This window comes from Pseudomonas tremae (genome assembly GCF_023278125.1).
In the GTDB taxonomy this organism is placed as follows: domain Bacteria; phylum Pseudomonadota; class Gammaproteobacteria; order Pseudomonadales; family Pseudomonadaceae; genus Aquipseudomonas; species Aquipseudomonas tremae.
The window spans coordinates 3,206,134-3,224,816 of record NZ_CP066270.1; the positions used below are offsets into that span (position 1 = coordinate 3,206,134).

Here is an 18,683-nt window from a genome sequence, read left to right on the forward strand (position 1 = left end):
GGTTCAGACTGATTGCACATCCGCCCTGCGCTGCGGGAGGCCGCATTCCAGTTGCCTGGCCAGCCCCTGCAAGTCGAGCAGGGTCGCTCGCCAACTGCGCTCCTGGCTACCGACACTGACCAGCGAACGCACCCGATCATTCACTGAAATGCCCTTGCCGTTGCTGGCTTGCCAGCCTTGGTCCAGCATGGACGGATCGAATTGGTTGAAGGCGTCGATCGCGTCGACTCGGCTCACAGCGAAACCAAAACACAGGCGATCGCCGCGCACGATCAGCACACGTGACGCTTCGCACTGAGGCTGTGCGCCCTCCCCGAGCAGACTGCTGAGGCAGATCAGCGGCACTTGCTCGCCACGCAGGTTGAACTGACCAATCAGATGAGTCTCGGGTTGCAGCAGACCAATCAACTGCGTGGGCACGCCCATGATTTCTACAATCTGGCTCAGTGGCGCCACAAAGCGCGTCGGCGCGTCAAACAGCAGGCACGCATGACGCAGCATGGCCTTGGTCACATCGTGTGAAGCCTGAGCGGGCTTGACGTCATGCTGGTAGACCTGAGTGTAACTCTTGATTTCCGGGCGCTGTAACAGCATCGGGTGATCTAGCAACAGGGCTTGCCGGCCCTCCTCGAGGTTCATCACCCCGGCGAACAGCTCCGGGTGCGGCAGGCCGTAGGCAGGTGCTGCCAACAGACTGTCCGGGTCCTGGCGCTGGATAGCGACCATGCGGTCATAACCAAAACCGCACACCCGGCCATCCGCAGCGGTCAGCAATAACAATTGCGGCTTGGTGGTCTGGCGCCGATGATCCAGCCCCAGCACTTCAGACAGGTCAAGCGCAGGAACCTTGGTGCCGCGTACTGAAGTGACGCCGAAGCAGCAGTCGCTGGGGAAATCCGATGAAGAAATCTCTGGGTTATCGACCAGTTCAGTCACAACGCTGGCATCGATGCAGAAGTTACGCTCATCGCACTCGAACACCAGATAATGCAGCAGACGACTTTTGGCAGCCTGGGCCTGCTCAGTGCGCACTTGAGCGCTCGGGTCGGAGGCAAACAGCACGCCGGGCAGACGAGTCAGCGCATCGAGATCCAGCTTATAGACCATTCGCGCTTCGTCGGCGTCCAGCAGCACCGATGGCAGCAGACCGGGTCGGGCGCCATCGGAGCCCAGAGGGCTGAACTGCGAATCCCGGGCCTTGAGAATGTCGCAAACCGCGTCAATTGCCAGCCCCAGATACCCCCCGTTGTATTTAAGAATCGCCACCAGCGGCGTCGGCGGTGAAGCCTCGGTACCCTGTGCAAGCTCGCCACGCAAGTCTACAAGCGGCACAGGCTTGCCACGCAAGGTGAAAACCCCCAGCAACGCACCTCGGGTCAGCGGGTGCGGCTGCAGGTTTTCCGGCCAGTGCACGGCTTCCATCAGAGCGTCAGCAACCACTGCGAGGTAGACGCCGCTGATCTGCACGACCCCATAGGCGATCAGGCTGCTCAGGCAGGCTGTCCGACCGATACCTTATCCAGCGTTTCGGTGTACCCGTTCAGGTTGGCGTTGTGCAACTCAGTGATCAATGCTTCGACTTGTTGCGCCGACAATCGCTGTTTATCGGTCGCAGTGTTGATCCCGTCAATTGCTTGCGTGGTCTGCATAACGCCTTCCACGATGTGCTCGAAGGCTTCACCGGCGGACTGCGATATCTCGTTGCCTGACTCGATCCGACTAACCGTTTCAAGAATCAGCTTGTTGATTTCCTTGGTGGCCCGAGAGGACTTCTCGGCCAGCTTGCGTACCTCATCGGCTACCACCGAGAACCCGAGGCCATGCTCGCCGGCTCTGGCAGCCTCAATGGCGGCGTTGAACGCCAGCATGTTGGTCTGGCTGGCGATTTCGCTGATCACCTGGATGATGTCCTGGATACCTTCGGCCGACTTGGCGATCATGCTCATCGCATCAGACGCCTTGACCAGAGTCTGCGAGCCACGAGAGGCTTGCTCACGGGTCAGCCGGGCCAGCTCTGTGGCAGTGTCAGTGCTTTGCGCAACGTAGGAAATTGCCGCCATCAGCGTCTTGACCGACTCGCGCATGGCAAGAGTCTTGGCTTCGATGGCTTTCTCCATCTCGACCTGACGAGTGATATCAGTAGCGAACTTCACGACTTTGAACGGTATGCCGTCGTGATCGAAGATCGGGCTGTAAGTGGCCTGAATCCAGATCTGCTGACCATATTTGCTGACCCGCATAAAGCGTCCCGAATAGAACTCGCCCTGCCCCAGGCCGTGCCAGAACTCACGGTATTCGGTACCGCGTACGTATTCTTCGTCGCAGAAGATCCTATGGTGCTGGCCTTTGATTTCCAGCATTCCGTAACCCAGCGCTTTCAGGAAATTGGCGTTGGCAGCCAGGATATTACCGGCCATATCGAACTCGATGACCGCCTGAGCACGATCAATCGCATTGACCTTGCCTTTGTCCTCAACGCTGGTCTCCTTGGCCTCGGTCACGTCGAGTGCAAACTTGACGATTTTGTAGGGCTTGCCCTGCGCATCGAAGATCGGGTTGTAGGTCGCCTGAATCCAGATTTCCTTGCCGTCCTTGCGTAGGCGCTTGTACTCGTTGGCGTCGTATTCGCCACGGCCCAGTTTTTCCCATAGCTCACGGTATTGCAGGCTGCTGACGAACTCCTCGGAGCAGAACATGCGGTGATGCTGCCCGACGACTTCATCAAGCTCGTAACCGAACACAGAGAGGAAGTTGCGGTTGGCGTTAAGCACCTTACCGGCCAGATCGAACTCGATCACTGCCTGAGAGCGCTCGATCGCCGTGACCTTGCCCGCAAACTCCGCCTGACGTGCACGACTTTCAGTCACGTCGTTGGCAAATTTGACGACCTTGTACGGACGCCCGTCAGGATCGAAAATCGGGTTATAGGTGGCGCTGATCCACAGTTCACGACCGTTCTTGCCGATACGTTTGTATTCGCCGGAATCGTATTCTCCGCGCTCCAGTTTGGCCCAGAACGCACGATAGGCCGGGCTGTTCAGGTAGTCTTCGTCACAGAACATGCGGTGGTGCTGGCCCTGAATTTCATCAAGGCGATAACCCAGCACTTTGAGGAAGTTTTCATTGGCATGCAGCACACGACCGTTTAGGTCGAACTCAATAACGCCCTGAGAGCGATCGATGGCGGCAACCTTGCCTTCGTATTCGGCGTTAGCCTTGCGCTGCTGAGTCACGTCAGTGGCGAATTTCACCACTTTGAACGGGTTGCCTTGCTCGTCGAAAACCGGATTGTAAGTTGCCTGCAGCCATATCTCGCGACCATTCTTGCCGAGTCGCTTATATTGCCCTTCGTCGAAATTGCCCTTGCCAAGTTTCTCCCAGAACGTCGAATACTCGACGCTGGACGCATGTTCGGGCGTACAGAACATGCGGTGGTGCCGACCCTCGACTTCTTCCAGCCGATACCCCACACACTCCAGAAAATTGCTGTTGGCCCGCAGAATATTACCTTCGAGATCGAACTCGATCATCGCCTGTGACCTGTCAATGGCGGTCATCAGCGAGTGAAGGTCCAGCTGTACCCCGGCTCTGTCCCTGGAGATGTTTTCTATTAAGGTCGACATGTGAAAATACTCTGCGGGTAAACATCTATGGATGTTGTTGGGGTTTAACTTCGGTTTACGCCGCCTGGCCCCACGCACCTGTGTAGGTGGACTGTGGCGCCTTGCAATAAAACCAGATAATCGTCTTTCTCAATGTCCGCCATAGCGCTGACCATCAAAAAATCAGAGCAAGGTTCAGATACCGACATCGTGCAACAAGCAGGCAGCCTGCTTCAGCGATCTCGCAAGCCACTATTTGGCCACTGCCTGATACGTCCTATTCAACCTGCCGGATCACCGGTCGGGCATAAATCCTGGGGCGCTCACCCACACACAGTAATTGCCCCTCGTGTTCAGGAATAAAACCAGATGACGAGAAACACCGCACCGGTCCACCCCAGCGTGAGCAAAAATGAAAGTCCAGCGAGACGCGGGTCCATGAGACTCCTGTTCCAGAAGGCTTGGGCAAGCAGAGCGCTGCATATATAGGTGTATATCGGCCGTATCACCGATAAATAAATTAATTTCCGCATTTTTAAACAGTATCAGGACGTTCGAGATGCGCCAGATCAACCCGCCCAACGTGATGTAAGCAGAGCGGTGTGACACTCAAGATATGGAAGGTGCGCTCATCAGGCGCTTGGGACCTGCACAGCGCCTGGAACACAAGCGCCCACGCACTCTAGCTGCCTTTGCCCGACAAACCGGATCGCCAACAAACAGCACAGGTTCTGTACGAAAGTCAGTGAGAAGGTCGGGTCAGGCAAAAGCAGACAAAGAAGCGGTGGGAGCAGATTTACATAACGAATCTAAGCGTTAAAGGGGCAAGCATCGAACGATGCCGCCCCTGCTAGTGCCAGCCGCTTAGCGATAACGCTCAAGCCAGTGAGCGTAAGGCGCAGGCAAGGTCCAGGCCGATTTTTCGACGCCCAGTTCTTTCGCTGCAAAGTACGCCCAGTGCGGGTCGGCCAAGTGCGCACGACCTATCGAAACCAAGTCGAGCTGACCTGACTTCACCGCCTCTTCAGCCAGTTTCGGCTCGCCAAAACCCCAGGCGCTGGTCACCGGAATATCCGCTTCGCGACGCACGCGCTCGGCAATCGGCCCCATGAACGCTGGCCCCCAAGGGATGTTGGCGTCCGGCGTGCTGAAACCCACGCTGACGCTCAACAGGTCCAGACCACCGGCCTTGAAGCGACGCGCCAGCTCGATCGACTCGGTAAGCGTCTGCTCGTCACGACCGTCATATTCGATCACACCAAAACGCGCAGTCAGCGGCAGGTTTTCGGGCCATACCTCACGAACGGCTGCCAGCGTCTCAAGCAAGAAACGGCTGCGGTTATCGAAACTGCCGCCATACGCGTCGGTACGCTGGTTGGAATGCTCGGAAAAGAAACTCTGCCCCAGATAACCGTGGGCAAAATGCAATTCGATCCATTCGAAGCCAGCATCACGGGCACGACGGGCAGCATCGACGAAGTTCTGCCGAACGCGAGCGATGTCTTCCAGCGTCATGGCGCGCGGGACTTTCGGCAGATTGTCACCGAAGGCGATGGCGGACGGGGCAATGGTCTCCCAGCCGCGTGAATCGGAAGCGACAATATGATCGTCGCCTTCCCACGGACGGTTGGCACTGGCTTTGCGGCCTGCGTGTGCGATCTGGATACCCGGCACACAGCCTGCATCCTTGATGGCTTTGACGATCGGCACAAACGCCTGTGCCTGCTCATCATTCCAGATACCGGTGCAACCGGGGGTGATGCGCCCTTCCGGCGCAACAGCGGTGGCTTCAACCACCAGCAAACCGGCGCCGCCACGTGCCATGCTGGCAATGTGAACCTGGTGCCAATCGTTGACAACCCCGTCGATTGCCGAGTATTGGCACATCGGCGGAATGGCGATTCGGTTGCGTAGCGTGACGTCTTTCAGTTTGAACGATTCGAACAATGCAGACATTGAAAAGCTCCCGTAGGCCGTATGAATTTGATTTTCAGTTGTTCGATGGTAATCGAACTATGGCAATGAACGGAAGCCTTGATATCATGCACCCTATGCGAACCTTCCAACATCCAGAAGCCGAAGACCTCACCCTCGAACGCGTGCTTTACGCCTTGAGCGACCCTGTGCGCATGGGCATCGTACGCTGCCTGGCAAGCGTAGCCGAAGCCACGTGTGGGGAACTGGACGGTGGTCGCCCGAAGTCCAGCATGTCCCATCACTTCCGAGTGCTGCGCGATGCGGGGCTGGTACAGACGCGGAACATCGGTACCACGCACATGAATTCATTGCGGACTGAAGTACTGGAAAGCCGCTTTCCCGGCTTGCTGGAGAGCATTCTGGCGCAGCGTTGATTTAGCAAGGCGTCAGTCCTGTGCCAACCTGCGCTGCCACTTCATTGCGTGGATTTCGATGCGCTGTTCATCGCTTTCATTCCACGCCACCTGAAAGCCTGCAGTTTTTAACGCCGCGCAGACTTTCTGACCAACCTTGACGCCGTGCACTGGATCATCATCAAGCGAACCAAAGGCGATCATCAGCTCGCTACCTTCAACCACACGCTCGACATCCTGCCCATGATAAAAGCAGTAACCGTGATAATGACCTTCCGGTGCTTCGTGAATGGCCTGGGCAACCTCCGAATAGCCGTCTGACATCGTGTAACCCGCATTCGACAACGCGCAGATTCCTGCTTCGTGCAAGGCGTAGAAAACACTGTCCAGTCGATCACAGTCCGTTACCTGGGGCCAGAAACGCTCCGTGTCGAATTTGAACTGCAACTCCCGCGGGATCAAAGCCTTGAGCGCTATAACATCACAGTCATCTTCTATGATGTCTTCGAGCATCTCGTTCATTTCTTCCGCACTGTAAAATCCGGACCATACCCATGTCTTGATGCTGTCAGCGATATACTTTTCATCTTCGTTCATCAGTATTTCTCTATGGTGAAGTCAAAATGACTGAACACCGCTATACCGGAGCGGAGCGCATCCAGCAACTGAGACAGCTTGAACAAGCGCTCGTCGCTCTGCTTCCTGTTTCGATACAACTGGGTCTTGAGCAAACGCCCGACTATCACGAAGCACTTTGCCGAACGAGAGTTCTTTTAGAGACAGGCTTCACTCAAACAGATCTCACTGATCTGTCACGTTCGGTTCCAGATGCAGTTCCACGCGGACGAGACTGGGAAGCACGCTATCTCGTTCAAAAAGCAGACGGTTCCTGGCGCTGGCCAGAGTGGTTCTCGGAACTGGAGTCGCGGCTTGTGCCTGTGATCAGGACCGCCGAAACCTTGCGCACGCTTGGGTACTATTAAATTATCGGGCTCAGGCTGAAGGACGGGGCTGAGAGGTATTCATTCCTTCAGGACCTCGACAATTGCTTGGCGCCTATCAATACACCCGAAGCAATAGCAAACAAATCCAGTATCCGCCTTCAAGACCCGCTATCACCCTGGACCCACACGCAAAAACGCCCGGCATCATCTGTAGTCTGATACCGGGCGTTTGCGGTGATGTGGATCTATCTACCGATCTGCTAGCACAATGGCCTTACAGTTTGAATTTACCCACTTCCGCCTGCAAGCTGGTGGCAAGGCTCTTCAGGCCGCCGCTGGTTTTGAGCAGTTCCTGCACCGACATGTTGTTCTGCTCAGCCATCTGCGCAGAACGCTCGACGTTGCGCGCTACATCCTGACTGGCGACCGTCTGCTCGCGCAATGCGAACGATATCTGATCGACCACTTGTAGAACCTTGCTCGAGCTGTCGCGGATTTCGATGATGGCTTGACCAGCCGTGCCAGCCATTTCGACGCCCTGGTTAACTTCTTGAACACCGCTGCGCATGCTTTCGACTGTTTCACGTACACCCGCCTGGATCTTCTCGATCATGCCGGCGATTTCCTTGGTGGACTTGCCAGTGTTTTGCGCCAGCAGGCGAACTTCGTCGGCAACAACCGCGAAGCCGCGACCCTGCTCGCCGGCACGTGCGGCTTCGATGGCAGCGTTGAGCGCCAACAGGTTGGTCTGGTCGGCAATACCTTGAATCACACTGATGATCGACGAGATATGCTCGGAATGCTGACCCAGGCCTGCAACCTGTGTAGAAGAAAGCTGCACGGTCTTGGCGATGCCGTTCATGCTGGACAGCGTACTTTCGATGACCTGCGCACCATCTTTGGACTGCTGGCCCGAACGACTGGCGAGCTGGTGGGCCTCGTCGGCGTTTTCGGAAACGTGGTGGATGCTGACAGTCAGTTCTTCGATGGTAGCCGCCATCATTGAGGCGGACGTCGACTGTTCCTGGATTGCGCCGGAAAGTTGCTCGGATGCGCCGGAAATCTGTTGCACGGCAACTACCAACTGATTGGCTGCCTGGCTGATCTGATGAATCATTTCGCGCAAGCGATTCTGCATGCGGTCAAAGGCTTTCGGCAGTTCGTCATGGCTGCTGGTATCGATCACGGTGTCGAGCTTGCCATTGGCAATGGCAGTTGCAGCATCAATAGCCAGCTGCAGGCGTGCGGTAGTGCTGCGACCCAATAAAGTAGCCAGGATTCCCGCGAGGACAGCCGCTGCAAGGCCGCCACACATGAGGATCATGATGGCGAGATGTTTGGCGTCCACCATGTCTTGGGTCCTTACCACCAGCAGCTTGTTTTCGACAGCGCTGATTTCGCTCAGAATAGCGCGCATGCCGTCCATCTTGGCTTTGTCGGCACCGGAGGTAATGCGCGCATCCAGTTCGTCATCCGGCATATTGCGTGCGGTCAGGTCACGACGCAGGGCGATGATCGGGTTGATGTCCTCATCCATCCAGCGCTTCTGGGTCTCCCCCAGAGTGGCCAGACGACGCTGTTGTTCGGCATTATCAGATGTCAGGCGCTTGAGCGAATCAAGTTCTTCAGCAAAGCGCCGCTGACCCGCTACCAACGGCTCGAGAAATGTGTCTTTCGACGCGATGACGAAGCCTCGCATGCCTGTCTCGATGTTGATCAGTTGCTCAAGAGCCAACTGTGCGTCGCTCAGCACTTGATAAGTGTGGACGTTGTTGTTGGTGGCGTCTTCTACCTGCTCGAAGCCTCTGTAAGCACTGGCTACCAGCACGGCAATAAGTATGACTATCGCGACAAAACTGAAATAGAGCTTTTGCGAGATACTGAGTTTGCTGAACATGATGTCGATCCTGAACATAGCCGTTCCGTGGCTTGCATGGGCGTAATCACTCGCAAAAATGCGTTGAACCATTTCACGCGAATAATATCATTTGGATATTACCCATTTCGCCCGCTTGCTCAGTAACTTTAGAGGCGGCATCTGCACTGACGCTGAATAAAAGCTCTAATTCAAGATAACTCATTGATAAATATAGATAAATAAATTTAATTATAATTAGCATTTACAGAATTTCAGCTATGGAAACTCCAATAATTTGACAGTTCGAGATGTCAAATTTCCGACCAAAAAACGCCACACATCCCGTTTACGACGCTGACCATGTCGCGTATAGAGCAACTAATGAGATCGCGGACGGGCAGTGTCGCCCCGAAAAGTGGGCACTTTTGCAGAACAGGTGCTTCAGCACTGGCACGTCCCGAACCCAAGAGCTCGGGACGTGGAAACATCACACGCTCCGCTGCACTGTCAGCGATTCGGGGCGATGTGAAAATAGTTGCAGAAACGCCCCGCCCAATGCGCAGCCAGCCATCACGAAGAAGCACACGGTGTAACCACTGAGGCTGCTCCAGCCGCCGCCCATGGATATCAGGGTTCCCATCAATACCGGAGCAATACCGCCGCCGATGAACATCGCGGTGGTGATGATGCCATTGGCAGTCGATGTCGCCGAAGGTTGCGCAGAATCGGACGCGACCGCGTAGTAGATAGGCCAGACCGCGTTGGCCACCAGACCGAACAGCAACTGCACCGCGATGACGATCAGTATGGTGTTGGCAAAGTAAAAGGCACCGACGCTGACTGCCATCCATACCCCGCAGATGATCAAGGTAATGCGTCGGCCGATGATGTCCGACAACGACGGCCAGATCAGTTGCCCGAGAATCCCGGTCAGGGTGAATACGACGCTCATGCCAGCCGATTCAGCCAACGACAGGTTGAGGATGTTGTACAGATAGGCAGGCAGGACAATATTCACGCCCATATAAACCACTTGCGTGAGCAGGGTATTACCGGCAGTCAGGGCAATGTTGCGGTTACTCAACGTTGCTTTGACCGACTTCCAGACCTGACCTTTGACGTTGGTCGACGGTGTGCTGTCCGGCGGGGTCATGCCTTTGGCAGCAATGTCCACATACAGCTTGGTGATACGCTCGGCCGTCGAGTAGCGCGCCCAGAAAATCATCAACGGCAGAGCCACTACGAAGGCGAAAAAGAACACGTAACGCCAGTTTTCCTCACCAAATGTGGTTATCACAAAGCTGGCGACAATGCCGCTGAGCATCGCACCTATGGGGTAACCGGTGTGGTGGGCGCCCAACGCAAACCCACGACGCTCCACGGGCCACCATTCAGCAGTGTTGCTGACACCGACCGGCTCGCCCCAGCCAGCGCCCAGATTCACCCCTACCCGCAAGGCAATGAAACTGGCCAGGCTGCCACTCAACCCCTTGAAACCCGAGAGGAAGGACAGCGCGGTATAGCCCAGCACCAGTGGCACCTGGAAACGCGCCCGCTTCCAGCCGCCGCCGTAACGGTCACTCCAGATAGAACCCGGAATGTCGAGAACCGCCAAGGCCAGCATGGCGACAGTGGCCACCGTCCCCCACTGATCTGCAGACAATTCGAAATGTTTGGAAATAGTCGGGCCCAGGCGCAATACGATCTCGCGATCATAGGCGTTCAAAATCCAGATCATCCAGCACACCAACAACGACACCCACGAAAATCGATGAATCTTGCCCAGCGATGCATTCTTGTTATTTGGCATGGGAAATCTCCAGGCGTGTAGCACACGCCCTGGCGAGAAGGTTCAGTCGTCCTTAACGTTCAGGTTCAGTCTGTTGTCGGGCTAGCTGGCGAAGCGCCGTTCAGCAACGCCCTTCACGCCCAGCCCGGTGATGGCGAACAACGCACCGCGCTGCTGACCGTCCTCCGGAAAGCGTGGCAACGGTGGTTTGGCCATGGAGGTGACGAACAGCGTGTCCAGGTTCGGACCGCCGAAGGTCAGGCTGGTCACCTTTTTTACAGGCATGTCGATGACGCGATCCACCTGTCCGTCAGGGGTGTAGCGCACCAGTTTTCCGGCGTAGACCAGCGCCTGCCACAGGCAGCCTTCGGCATCCACAGTGCAGCCATCCGCCGCACCTCCCGCAGAGGTGTCGACCTTGGCAAAGGTGCGTCTGTTGGCGACTGCGCCAGTGGCATTGTTGTAGTCATAGGTCCAGATATCCCCGGACCAGGTGTCGGCAAAATAGAACGTTTCACCGCTCGGGCTCCAGCACGGTCCGTTGGACACGATGATGTTTTCATCCAGCGTGTGCAGGCTCAGGTCCGGGTCGAGGCGATACAGTCTGGCGCTGGCCTTATCTTCAAGAGTGTCCATTGAACCGAAGATGAACCTGCCCTGCCGGTCCACCTTGCCATCATTGAGCCGATTGTTCGGCAGCTCCGGCTCCGGGTCGATTATCAGTTTGAGATCGCCCGTTGGCAGGTCAAGGTTGTAGATGCCGGTCTGCAACGCCACGAGCGCCGAGTCGCCATTCTTGCGCTGGGCCATGGAGCCAATCTTCTGGCCGACATCCCAGGCGCGCAACTCGCGGCCATCATCCGTGCAGCGCAGAACACGACCGTCGAAGCTGTCGATCCAGTAAAGACGCTGTTGCTCGACATCCCAGACCGGGCCTTCGCCCAGCGTGGTTTTCACGTCGACAACTATTTCGATACGCATTTTTCACCTCTGTCTTGTTGTTATTGAGATGACACGTTTTGCGGCGATCAGCGGGTAACGCATGTCAGGAAACATGCCCGCACAGGAACAGCATCATGAATACCTAGAAATCAACCTTGTCCTGCCCCTTCAGATCGAGCATCTCGCGAGCCTCGTCCGGCGTGGCCACGCGCCCGCCCAGGGCTTCGATCACCGTGCGAATGCGTTTGACCTGCTCGGCATTGGATGCCGCCAGCTTGCCCGGTCCGTCCCACAGCGAGTCTTCGAGGCCGACCCGCACATGACTGCCCATCGACAGGCCCATGGTGCCCAGCGGGATCTGATTGCGACCGGCGCCCAGAATCGACCACTGGTACGCGTCGCCAAACAGACGGTCGGCTGTACGCCGCATATGCGCAAGGTCTTCAGGGTGCCCACCGATCCCGCCGCGCAAACCAAAGACAGACTGAATGAAAATCGGTGCCTTGAGCAGCCCGCGTTGCAGAAAGTGCGCAGCGGTATACAAATGACCGATGTCATAGCATTCGATTTCAAAGCGTGTGCGGTTCTCGGCGCAGGTATTGAGAATGTGGACGATGTCCCGGAAGGTGTTACGAAATATCCGGTCATCGCTCTCGGCCAGATACGGGCGCTCCCAGTCGTGTTTGAATTCGGTGTAGCGATCGAGCATTTCGTACAGCCCGAAGTTCATCGATCCCATGTTCAACGAGGCAAGTTCCGGCTTGAGCTGCGCGACAGGCTGCAAACGCTCTTCCACTCCCATGGTCGGCGCCCCGCCAGTAGTGATATTGATCACCACATCGCTTTTCGCCTTGATCTGAGGCAGAAACTGCCGAAACAGATCGACATCCTGACTGGGTCGCCCATCAACCGGATCGCGAGCATGCAAGTGAACGATGGAGGCCCCCGCCTCCGCTGCACCGACGGCAGCATCGGCGATTTCCTGCGGAGTGATCGGCAAATGCGGCGACATCGAGGGCGTATGGATCGCCCCCGTCACTGCGCAGGTAATGATGACCGGACGTTTTTTTGGCATGAGCGTTCTCCATTCTTGTTGTTGGCGAGAAGTCTGATGTGCAACATCAACCGGAGGGTGTGCGGCCATTGATGCTGCGGGACAAAAACTCAGAGGTATTCGACGTTGCCATCCACACTGATGGCCTGTCCCGTGATATTGCGGGCTGCGGGCGAGCACAAAAACAGTGCCATCGCGGCAACGTCCTCGGCGGTGACCATGCGCTTGAGCGAAATCTTTTTCAGGTACTCCTCACGCATCTCCTCCTCAGGCACATTCATCTGCTGCGCACGGGCACGAATCACCCCGTCCATGCGCGGGCCTTCGACGATGCCGGGCAGCAAGGCATTGACGCGGATGTCACTCTCGCCCAACTCGGACGCCAGCGATTTCATCAGTCCCACGATCGCCCATTTGGTCGCGGCATAGGGCGTGCGCCAGGCATAGCCCAAACGACCGGCGACAGAGGCGATATGGATCAGATGCCCATTGGGCGACGCCTTGAGCAACGGTACTGCGTGATGAGCAAAGCGGTATTGCCCGGTGAGGTTGATGTCGATGGTGCGCTGCCACTCGTCCTCGGTGATCGCATCGATGCCTGCGGTCGGACCGGCGATCCCGGCGTTATTGATCAGCACATCAAGACCGCCGAATCGCTCACGCTGCACCCTGAACACCGCTTCGACCTGCGCCGGATCAGCAACATCTGCGCGCGTGGCGACACTGCCCGGGTAACGCTCTACAAACGCCGCAATGGCCGATTCGCTGACATCGCACACATGAACCTTTGCGTCCGCCTCCATGTAGGCAGCCGCCAGCACTTCACCGATTCCGGCGGCACCGCCAGATATCAGAACCCGCAGACCTGCGTAGGGAATCAGCCGATCAAGAACACTCATGCTTTCTTCACTCCCGAGACACGCGACCTTGAGTGGTCGCTCTTTGCGATCAGGCGCGTCAGAGAATCGGCGGCCTGCATGATGTCGTCAGTGACCGCGGCACGAGCGGCCGCTCCGTCACGCACCGTCAGCGCCTCGACGATCCGGTTGTGCGCCTCCATCGAACGCTGGAGGTGCGCCCTGTCAGGCGCAACAAGTGCGAAACACGGGCCTATGTGCAGCCAGAAATTCTCGACAGCAGCAACGATCAGCTCAGCCTTGGCCACCGCATAAATACGCCGATGAAAAGCAAAGTTGGTCCACAGATACAGGGCCACATCAACGCTGTCAGCAGCCAGCTGCATCTGCCCGCACAGCAGGCTGATGTCTTCAAGATCGGTGTCGTTGATGAGGATGACTGCTTTCTCGGCCAACAGGCCTTCGAGTGCGACTCTGGCATCGCGAATCTCGCGCAGCCGTTCCGGAGTCATCATGGGCACGCGCAGCCGGGCGGTTTCAGTGACTTCAAACGCGTTCTCGGCGCTGAGCCGGTTCAAAGCTTCACGCACCGGCATAGGACTGGACCCCAACGCCTCGGCTAGACCGCGAATCGTCAGCTTCTGTCCTGGCTGAAAGCGCCCGCTCATGAGCGCTTCACGGATCTGCCGGTAAACCTGATCCTGGAGGGTATCGCGGGAAACCTGCCGCATGGCGGGCAGGAGGATCGGACGATCTGTCATGGGAGTGACTCATATTGGCGTTCTTATGGGGTCAATATGTGATCACAAATAACATATGTCAAATTATTTTTGAGGAGATGGAAAGCGTTGTTGATCTGGTTCGTTGGGCCTACCGAAAGAACATCCAGCCAAAAGTGCCAACGCCGATTGCCCTATCAGAACTCACGTGTTTATTCGTTTTTGAGCAAAGCCAGAGATTAACAAATAGCTGGCCATCCACTCAGGCTGTATGGAAAGACAGTGGCGTAAGCACAGATCGAGTAGTAGCTTTTGGCCTCGCTTGAGGTTTACCTACCGAGATATGCGCATGAACGATCCAAAACAGGCTCTCAATAAAATCGAGGATCTTCTCAACGCTGCACGCGGAACCGACGATTTGTTTCACCGCGCTGCGGCGTTCAGTGCGATATCCATACTTGTAGAGAATTTGGGCAACCATCTCAAAAAGTACGCCCCTTACGCTGCCGAAAACATCGAAAGCCTGCGTTCTCATGCATCGTCAATGCTCGGATACGACGTAACGATCGGACACAGTACAGAGCAGCATCACTTGTGGGCTTTAGCTGCAATAGCTGCATTGAACGAAGCCCTCGACAAACTCAGTCGGTAAAGGATTACCCCAAGCGCCTCATCTGCCCGCCTTGGGTCAATTCATTGCAAACTACTCAGCGGTGAAGTGTAAGCTTATTGAGCTATTCGCCTTGGCGTCGGCAAGGCAATTGAAGAAGCTCAACGGTTATCCATTGTGTAGTTCTGAAAAGCCTGAGGCTTGTCATACGCAACCTATGAAGCCGCGCAGCGCGAAACGGGTTCGGCGCTCAACGCTCGCTTTAAATAGCTCGTTAGATTCAAAGCCTGCGGATGCTCAAACCGTCCGATTTGTACAAGGCTCAGGGCTTCCCCGACGACTACGTCATCATTCGCGGTGCAGACGGCAAGCCATTCACCAAAACCCGGCAAGTTCATATGTGCGGGAACAGCGTCAACCCGCCAACTATGGCAGCGCTCGCTCGAGCGAACGACCCGTGGCGCACATCAGCTCAACATCAGGTGGCAGCACGATCAATCTATTCTGGCTGCTGCTCGCCAAGCCAATTGCGCCCTGGCAATCGCTGCCTTGCCAGCGATGCTGATCAGGTACGTGGCTTGAGAGCGCTATGAGGAGAGCTGCAACGAACATCCGGCGGCTCCGCGTTGTATAACGTGTGCCGCTGGTCGCAACCTACTGCAGGAAAGGCAGTAGCTGGCCGATACAACTGCATTACCCTTCTAGTTCGGATAGGGAAATCAAGGAAGGCTGCACGGCGATGAATCTTTTACGCGGCACTATGTTATCAACACGCCTGATTTCTGCGTTCGTAGTATGCGCAGTTGTCACGCTAGGCGTCGGCCTTGTCGGATACATGGGCATCACTGGCCTCAAAAACAGCGTAGATGGGATTGTAAGCAACAACCTCGTCTCTGTATACAACACGAGTAACGCACGCTCAAATGCTATAGCACACTATCGCGACTTGCACCGCGCACTGCTGTATAAATATGCAAAGGCAGACCAAGCTAAATACGACGAGGTATTGAAGTCCATAGCTGACAACCAAAAAGAGGTAGAGCAACTATTCAATGTGTACCGGCAAACACCCCTGGAAGACGATGAAAAAGCTGCAGGTGATCAGTTTGAGAAAGACTGGCCAGCGTACATTAACGCATCCTCTCGCGTGATCGGATTAGCGGCGAACGGTGACCTTGAAAGCGCGAGCAGGGTATTCGCACAAGAGGTGGACCCTGCATACAAGAACGCAAATGATGAGCTAAAAATAATAGTAGCGTCTAACAAGCGCCAGAGTGACGACGTCGCACTAGAAGCCGCTAAGACTTCGAGCGCCGCTTACGGTTCATTGGGCATAGGCGTAGTTATCGCGTTTGTTGCTGCAATTATTCTGGGCTTATTGGTAACACGCTCGATCACTCGACCGCTTTCAGGAGCTCTACGGACCGCAAAACAAGTGGCCGACGGCGACCTTTCTCAAAAAATTGATGTGAATGGAAATGACGAGATCAGCACACTGCAATCAGCACTAAGCACCATGCAAGTTAACTTAAGAGATACGATTAAAGAGATCGCTGGTGCGGCTGATCAATTGGCATCTGCGTCCGAAGAACTGAATGCAGTTACGGAGGAAAGTTCCAAAGCACTGATACGCCAGAACGATGAAATCCAGCAAGCCGCCACGGCGGTGAACCAGATGACAGCCGCTGTGGAGGAGGTAGCGCGCAATGCCTCAGGAGCATCTGAGTCCTCTGAAGAAACTAGCCGCAGTGCTATTGAAGGACGTGATCAAGTAAAGAATGCTGTTGGATCGGTTAATACAATGGCAGAGCAGATTTCTCAATCGACTGAAAAGGTCACGGTACTCGCCACCAGAGTCAATGAGATCACGGGAGTTCTTGCAGTCATTCAGTCCATAGCTCAGCAAACCAACCTTTTGGCGTTGAATGCCGCAATTGAGGCAGCCAGGGCTGGCGAGCAGGGTCGCGGCTTTGCGGTAGTAGCCGATGAAGTACGTGCCCTTGCGCACCGAACGCAGGCATCGACCGCAGACATTGAGGCGATGATGGCCCAAATTCGTGCGGGTGCGGATGAAGCAGTGATCGCGATGAATAACAGTAGGAGCCTTGCAGGAGAAACCCGTGATCAAGCCATTCAGGCAGGCTACGCGCTAGACAGAATTACCGAAGGTGTCTCAATGATTAATGAGAAAAATCTCGTGATCGCAAGTGCCGCCGAAGAGCAAGCTCACGTCGCTCGAGAAGTAGACCGAAACTTGGTTAATATTCAAGACATCTCCACTCAGACCGCAACTGGCGCACACCAAACCAATGCTTCCAGCGCCGAGCTTTCTCGCCTTGCCGCCTCATTTGGAGTATTGGTCAATAAGTTCAAGACCTGAATGGGGCTGATCAGGACGCGCGCGTATATAGTGCGCATCCAGATGCCTATGTGCTTCAGCTGTGCTGCCGCAAACCTTATTTTGCGGCAGCTGTTTTAATAGCGATAGTGTTAGTCACAGTGTCGGATGTTATGGCATGGATCATTGAGATTCGAATTATTTGGAACACGCGCCGCTACCTGGATAGGGGCTGATTTCGACTCCTTGGAGGCATTGCTTGCGTCCTGAACAAGAGCGTATCTCCCATCGGCTGCAAGAGCGGATGGCTTGGAAGCCGCTGCGAATGCCATGCCTTGCAAGCCAATCACTGCAACAGTAGTCACGACAAGCCCTTTCAGAACGGATTTCCCTGTGATGTTCATGGTGTTTCCTCTAGTCATTTATAGGTGGCATAGCAGACAAACTGCTATGGAAATACTGTACATACTTAGTGACGACAGCTGTATCGCGCAAAAGGTAAATAAAGTTTCATTCGTTTGCTTGCTAATGAATTAGCTAACATCTCCCCCTTCTCGACACCGAATCGACCTCATCGAAACTACACCAATTAACTCAATTTCAGCCGCGTGTACGGCAAGGACGAAGTCATGCCCGAAGAAAAAATCGTGCTCATTCAGCCAGCGACCGTCACTCGCGACGGAAATGATTTTTTCCAGCATCCCGACCTCCCAGGGCTTCGATGAGGGTGACGGCGACAAGTGCAAAGCCTGGATTGCTAAGGTTAAAGCCGCTGATTACGTCAGGTTAAGTACGCTCGCGACGGCTTTGGGGACTACAATGTCATCCGAAAAAATCGCTGACTTTTTTACGCCAGCTCGTGACGATGCTCTAACTTTTATCGGCTCGGATGGAGAGATCCGTGGCGCGCAATTTGAGCAGGCAGTCCGACACTACCGCTGCACTGCCAAATCGCCTTTGATGTCCGACCTACAACTGGCTAATGCCATCACCGCCACCCACTAAGCACTTCAATCGCTTGGTTTTTCCTATCAACCCTTCCCATGTATCGCGGCGCATCGCCTTGGCGCCTTAATCCTCAAGACCCACCAAGCATCATAAGGACTCGCGATAGCCCGGCCCAGCGCCAGGCTTTTTCGTTCTACCCCCTCATCGCTTTTTCCTGCCAGCCAGAAGCAAGCCCCCTGCCCCGCATATCCTCTTTCAGCTTCACTACCAGTGCTGTGATCGCGCGAGCCGAACCCAGTCTTGATAAGTCGATACCGGTGACTGAGTTCTTCCCTGTCCGTCGAGAGGCGATATCTTCGGGCTGTGTCCGATTTGTGGCCGGATTCCCGCCATGCACAGATGTCGCGGTGTCAGGAACGCCTCACTTCGCCGCCAAGGCTGGCAAAAACAAATTCTTCCAGGCCAAGGCGGCGCTGATCGCTGAACAATGCCGGATGATTGGGCAGTTGGCACGCGCGCCTTGGTTTTTCGAAAACCCGGTTAGACGTCCGTCTGATTGGATGGAGCGAGCAGCTTGAACGCCCTACGCAGCCCCACCAAACCCGAAAACCTGCCCACCCCTGGCTGACCCGCGATGGCCTTTGCGATATCTGCAACGGCTACCGCGCCCGAGGAAACCACAAGGCCTGCTT

The 18,683-nt window shown here is 55.6% G+C and carries 16 protein-coding genes and 2 pseudogenes; 7 read left to right on the forward strand and 11 right to left on the reverse strand.

Translation table 11 applies throughout. The features are described 5' to 3' along the window. Window positions 1-3: 3 nt before the first annotated feature. The 3 genes from I9H09_RS14565 to I9H09_RS14575 all read right to left on the reverse strand — a co-directional run bounded on the left by I9H09_RS14565 (window position 4) and on the right by I9H09_RS14575 (window position 5,558). Window positions 4-1,494 (reverse strand): chemotaxis protein CheW, encoded by a 1,491-nt coding sequence (locus I9H09_RS14565; protein ID WP_024691361.1) that lies wholly within the window; start codon window positions 1,492-1,494, stop codon window positions 4-6. Then, a complete protein-coding gene (locus tag I9H09_RS14570; RefSeq protein ID WP_122347186.1) occupies window positions 1,491-3,623 on the reverse strand; it encodes a methyl-accepting chemotaxis protein in 2,133 nt (710 codons plus the stop codon). The genes I9H09_RS14565 and I9H09_RS14570 overlap by 4 nt, the downstream gene beginning before the upstream one ends. A gap of 843 nt (window positions 3,624-4,466) precedes the next feature. Next, the gene (locus I9H09_RS14575) at window positions 4,467-5,558 is read right to left on the reverse strand and encodes an NADH:flavin oxidoreductase/NADH oxidase (RefSeq protein WP_005893412.1); all 1,092 of its coding nucleotides are present in this window, start codon (window positions 5,556-5,558) and stop codon (window positions 4,467-4,469) included. A gap of 59 nt (window positions 5,559-5,617) precedes the next feature. On the opposite strand from I9H09_RS14575, the gene I9H09_RS14580 reads away from it, so the two are divergent. Further along, the gene (locus tag I9H09_RS14580; RefSeq protein WP_005893413.1) at window positions 5,618-5,953 is read left to right on the forward strand and encodes an ArsR/SmtB family transcription factor; all 336 of its coding nucleotides are present in this window, start codon (window positions 5,618-5,620) and stop codon (window positions 5,951-5,953) included. Between the two features lie 12 nt (window positions 5,954-5,965). Here the strand turns inward: I9H09_RS14580 and I9H09_RS14585 are convergent, their stop codons facing one another. Continuing rightward, a complete protein-coding gene (locus I9H09_RS14585) occupies window positions 5,966-6,529 on the reverse strand; it encodes a DUF6891 domain-containing protein (RefSeq protein ID WP_236502332.1) in 564 nt (187 codons plus the stop codon). A gap of 26 nt (window positions 6,530-6,555) precedes the next feature. On the opposite strand from I9H09_RS14585, the gene I9H09_RS14590 reads away from it, so the two are divergent. Further along, window positions 6,556-6,915, forward strand: a complete 360-nt coding sequence (locus tag I9H09_RS14590) for a hypothetical protein (RefSeq protein ID WP_122347185.1) — start codon at window positions 6,556-6,558, stop codon at window positions 6,913-6,915. A 235-nt stretch (window positions 6,916-7,150) separates the two neighbouring features. Here the strand turns inward: I9H09_RS14590 and I9H09_RS14595 are convergent, their stop codons facing one another. The 6 genes from I9H09_RS14595 to I9H09_RS14620 all read right to left on the reverse strand — a co-directional run bounded on the left by I9H09_RS14595 (window position 7,151) and on the right by I9H09_RS14620 (window position 14,137). Continuing rightward, window positions 7,151-8,773 (reverse strand): methyl-accepting chemotaxis protein, encoded by a 1,623-nt coding sequence (locus I9H09_RS14595; protein WP_024691365.1) that lies wholly within the window; start codon window positions 8,771-8,773, stop codon window positions 7,151-7,153. 448 nt (window positions 8,774-9,221) lie between these two features. Beyond that, complete coding sequence (locus I9H09_RS14600) at window positions 9,222-10,544, reverse strand: MFS transporter (protein ID WP_122347184.1); 1,323 nt, start codon at window positions 10,542-10,544, stop codon at window positions 9,222-9,224. An 81-nt stretch (window positions 10,545-10,625) separates the two neighbouring features. Then, window positions 10,626-11,504 (reverse strand): SMP-30/gluconolactonase/LRE family protein, encoded by an 879-nt coding sequence (locus I9H09_RS14605; RefSeq protein ID WP_122347183.1) that lies wholly within the window; start codon window positions 11,502-11,504, stop codon window positions 10,626-10,628. 103 nt (window positions 11,505-11,607) lie between these two features. Beyond that, complete coding sequence (gene kce / locus I9H09_RS14610; protein WP_122323396.1) at window positions 11,608-12,540, reverse strand: 3,5-dioxohexanoate:acetyl-CoA acetone transferase; 933 nt, start codon at window positions 12,538-12,540, stop codon at window positions 11,608-11,610. A gap of 89 nt (window positions 12,541-12,629) precedes the next feature. Further along, entirely contained in the window at window positions 12,630-13,418 is a 789-nt protein-coding gene (locus I9H09_RS14615; protein ID WP_122313452.1) for an SDR family oxidoreductase, read from the reverse strand. Then, on the reverse strand, window positions 13,415-14,137 hold the full coding sequence (locus tag I9H09_RS14620) for a GntR family transcriptional regulator (RefSeq protein WP_122313451.1): 723 nt from the start codon (window positions 14,135-14,137) through the stop codon (window positions 13,415-13,417). The genes I9H09_RS14615 and I9H09_RS14620 overlap by 4 nt, the downstream gene beginning before the upstream one ends. A gap of 307 nt (window positions 14,138-14,444) precedes the next feature. On the opposite strand from I9H09_RS14620, the gene I9H09_RS14625 reads away from it, so the two are divergent. The 4 genes and pseudogenes from I9H09_RS14625 (at window position 14,445) to I9H09_RS27220 (ending at window position 17,085) form a co-directional block, all read left to right on the forward strand. Further along, window positions 14,445-14,747, forward strand: a complete 303-nt coding sequence (locus I9H09_RS14625; RefSeq protein WP_162010091.1) for a hypothetical protein — start codon at window positions 14,445-14,447, stop codon at window positions 14,745-14,747. A 245-nt stretch (window positions 14,748-14,992) separates the two neighbouring features. Continuing rightward, window positions 14,993-15,196, forward strand: a pseudogene (locus I9H09_RS14630) (DNA cytosine methyltransferase); the annotation flags it as partial. A 269-nt stretch (window positions 15,197-15,465) separates the two neighbouring features. After that, a pseudogene (locus tag I9H09_RS27215) lies at window positions 15,466-16,230 on the forward strand (MCP four helix bundle domain-containing protein); the annotation flags it as partial. Next, on the forward strand, window positions 16,222-17,085 hold the full coding sequence (locus I9H09_RS27220) for a methyl-accepting chemotaxis protein (protein WP_371903753.1): 864 nt from the start codon (window positions 16,222-16,224) through the stop codon (window positions 17,083-17,085). The pseudogene I9H09_RS27215 and the gene I9H09_RS27220, both read left to right, overlap by 9 nt. 110 nt (window positions 17,086-17,195) lie before the next feature. On the opposite strand, the gene I9H09_RS26965 is transcribed toward I9H09_RS27220, so the two are convergent. After that, on the reverse strand, window positions 17,196-17,423 hold the full coding sequence (locus I9H09_RS26965; RefSeq protein WP_122347195.1) for a hypothetical protein: 228 nt from the start codon (window positions 17,421-17,423) through the stop codon (window positions 17,196-17,198). Between the two features lie 304 nt (window positions 17,424-17,727). Here I9H09_RS26965 and I9H09_RS14640 point away from each other — a divergent pair, with 304 nt between their 5' ends. Further along, window positions 17,728-18,048, forward strand: coding sequence for a DUF2388 domain-containing protein (locus I9H09_RS14640; protein ID WP_235661336.1), 321 nt, complete (start codon window positions 17,728-17,730; stop codon window positions 18,046-18,048). The last annotated feature ends 635 nt before the right edge of the window (window positions 18,049-18,683 follow it).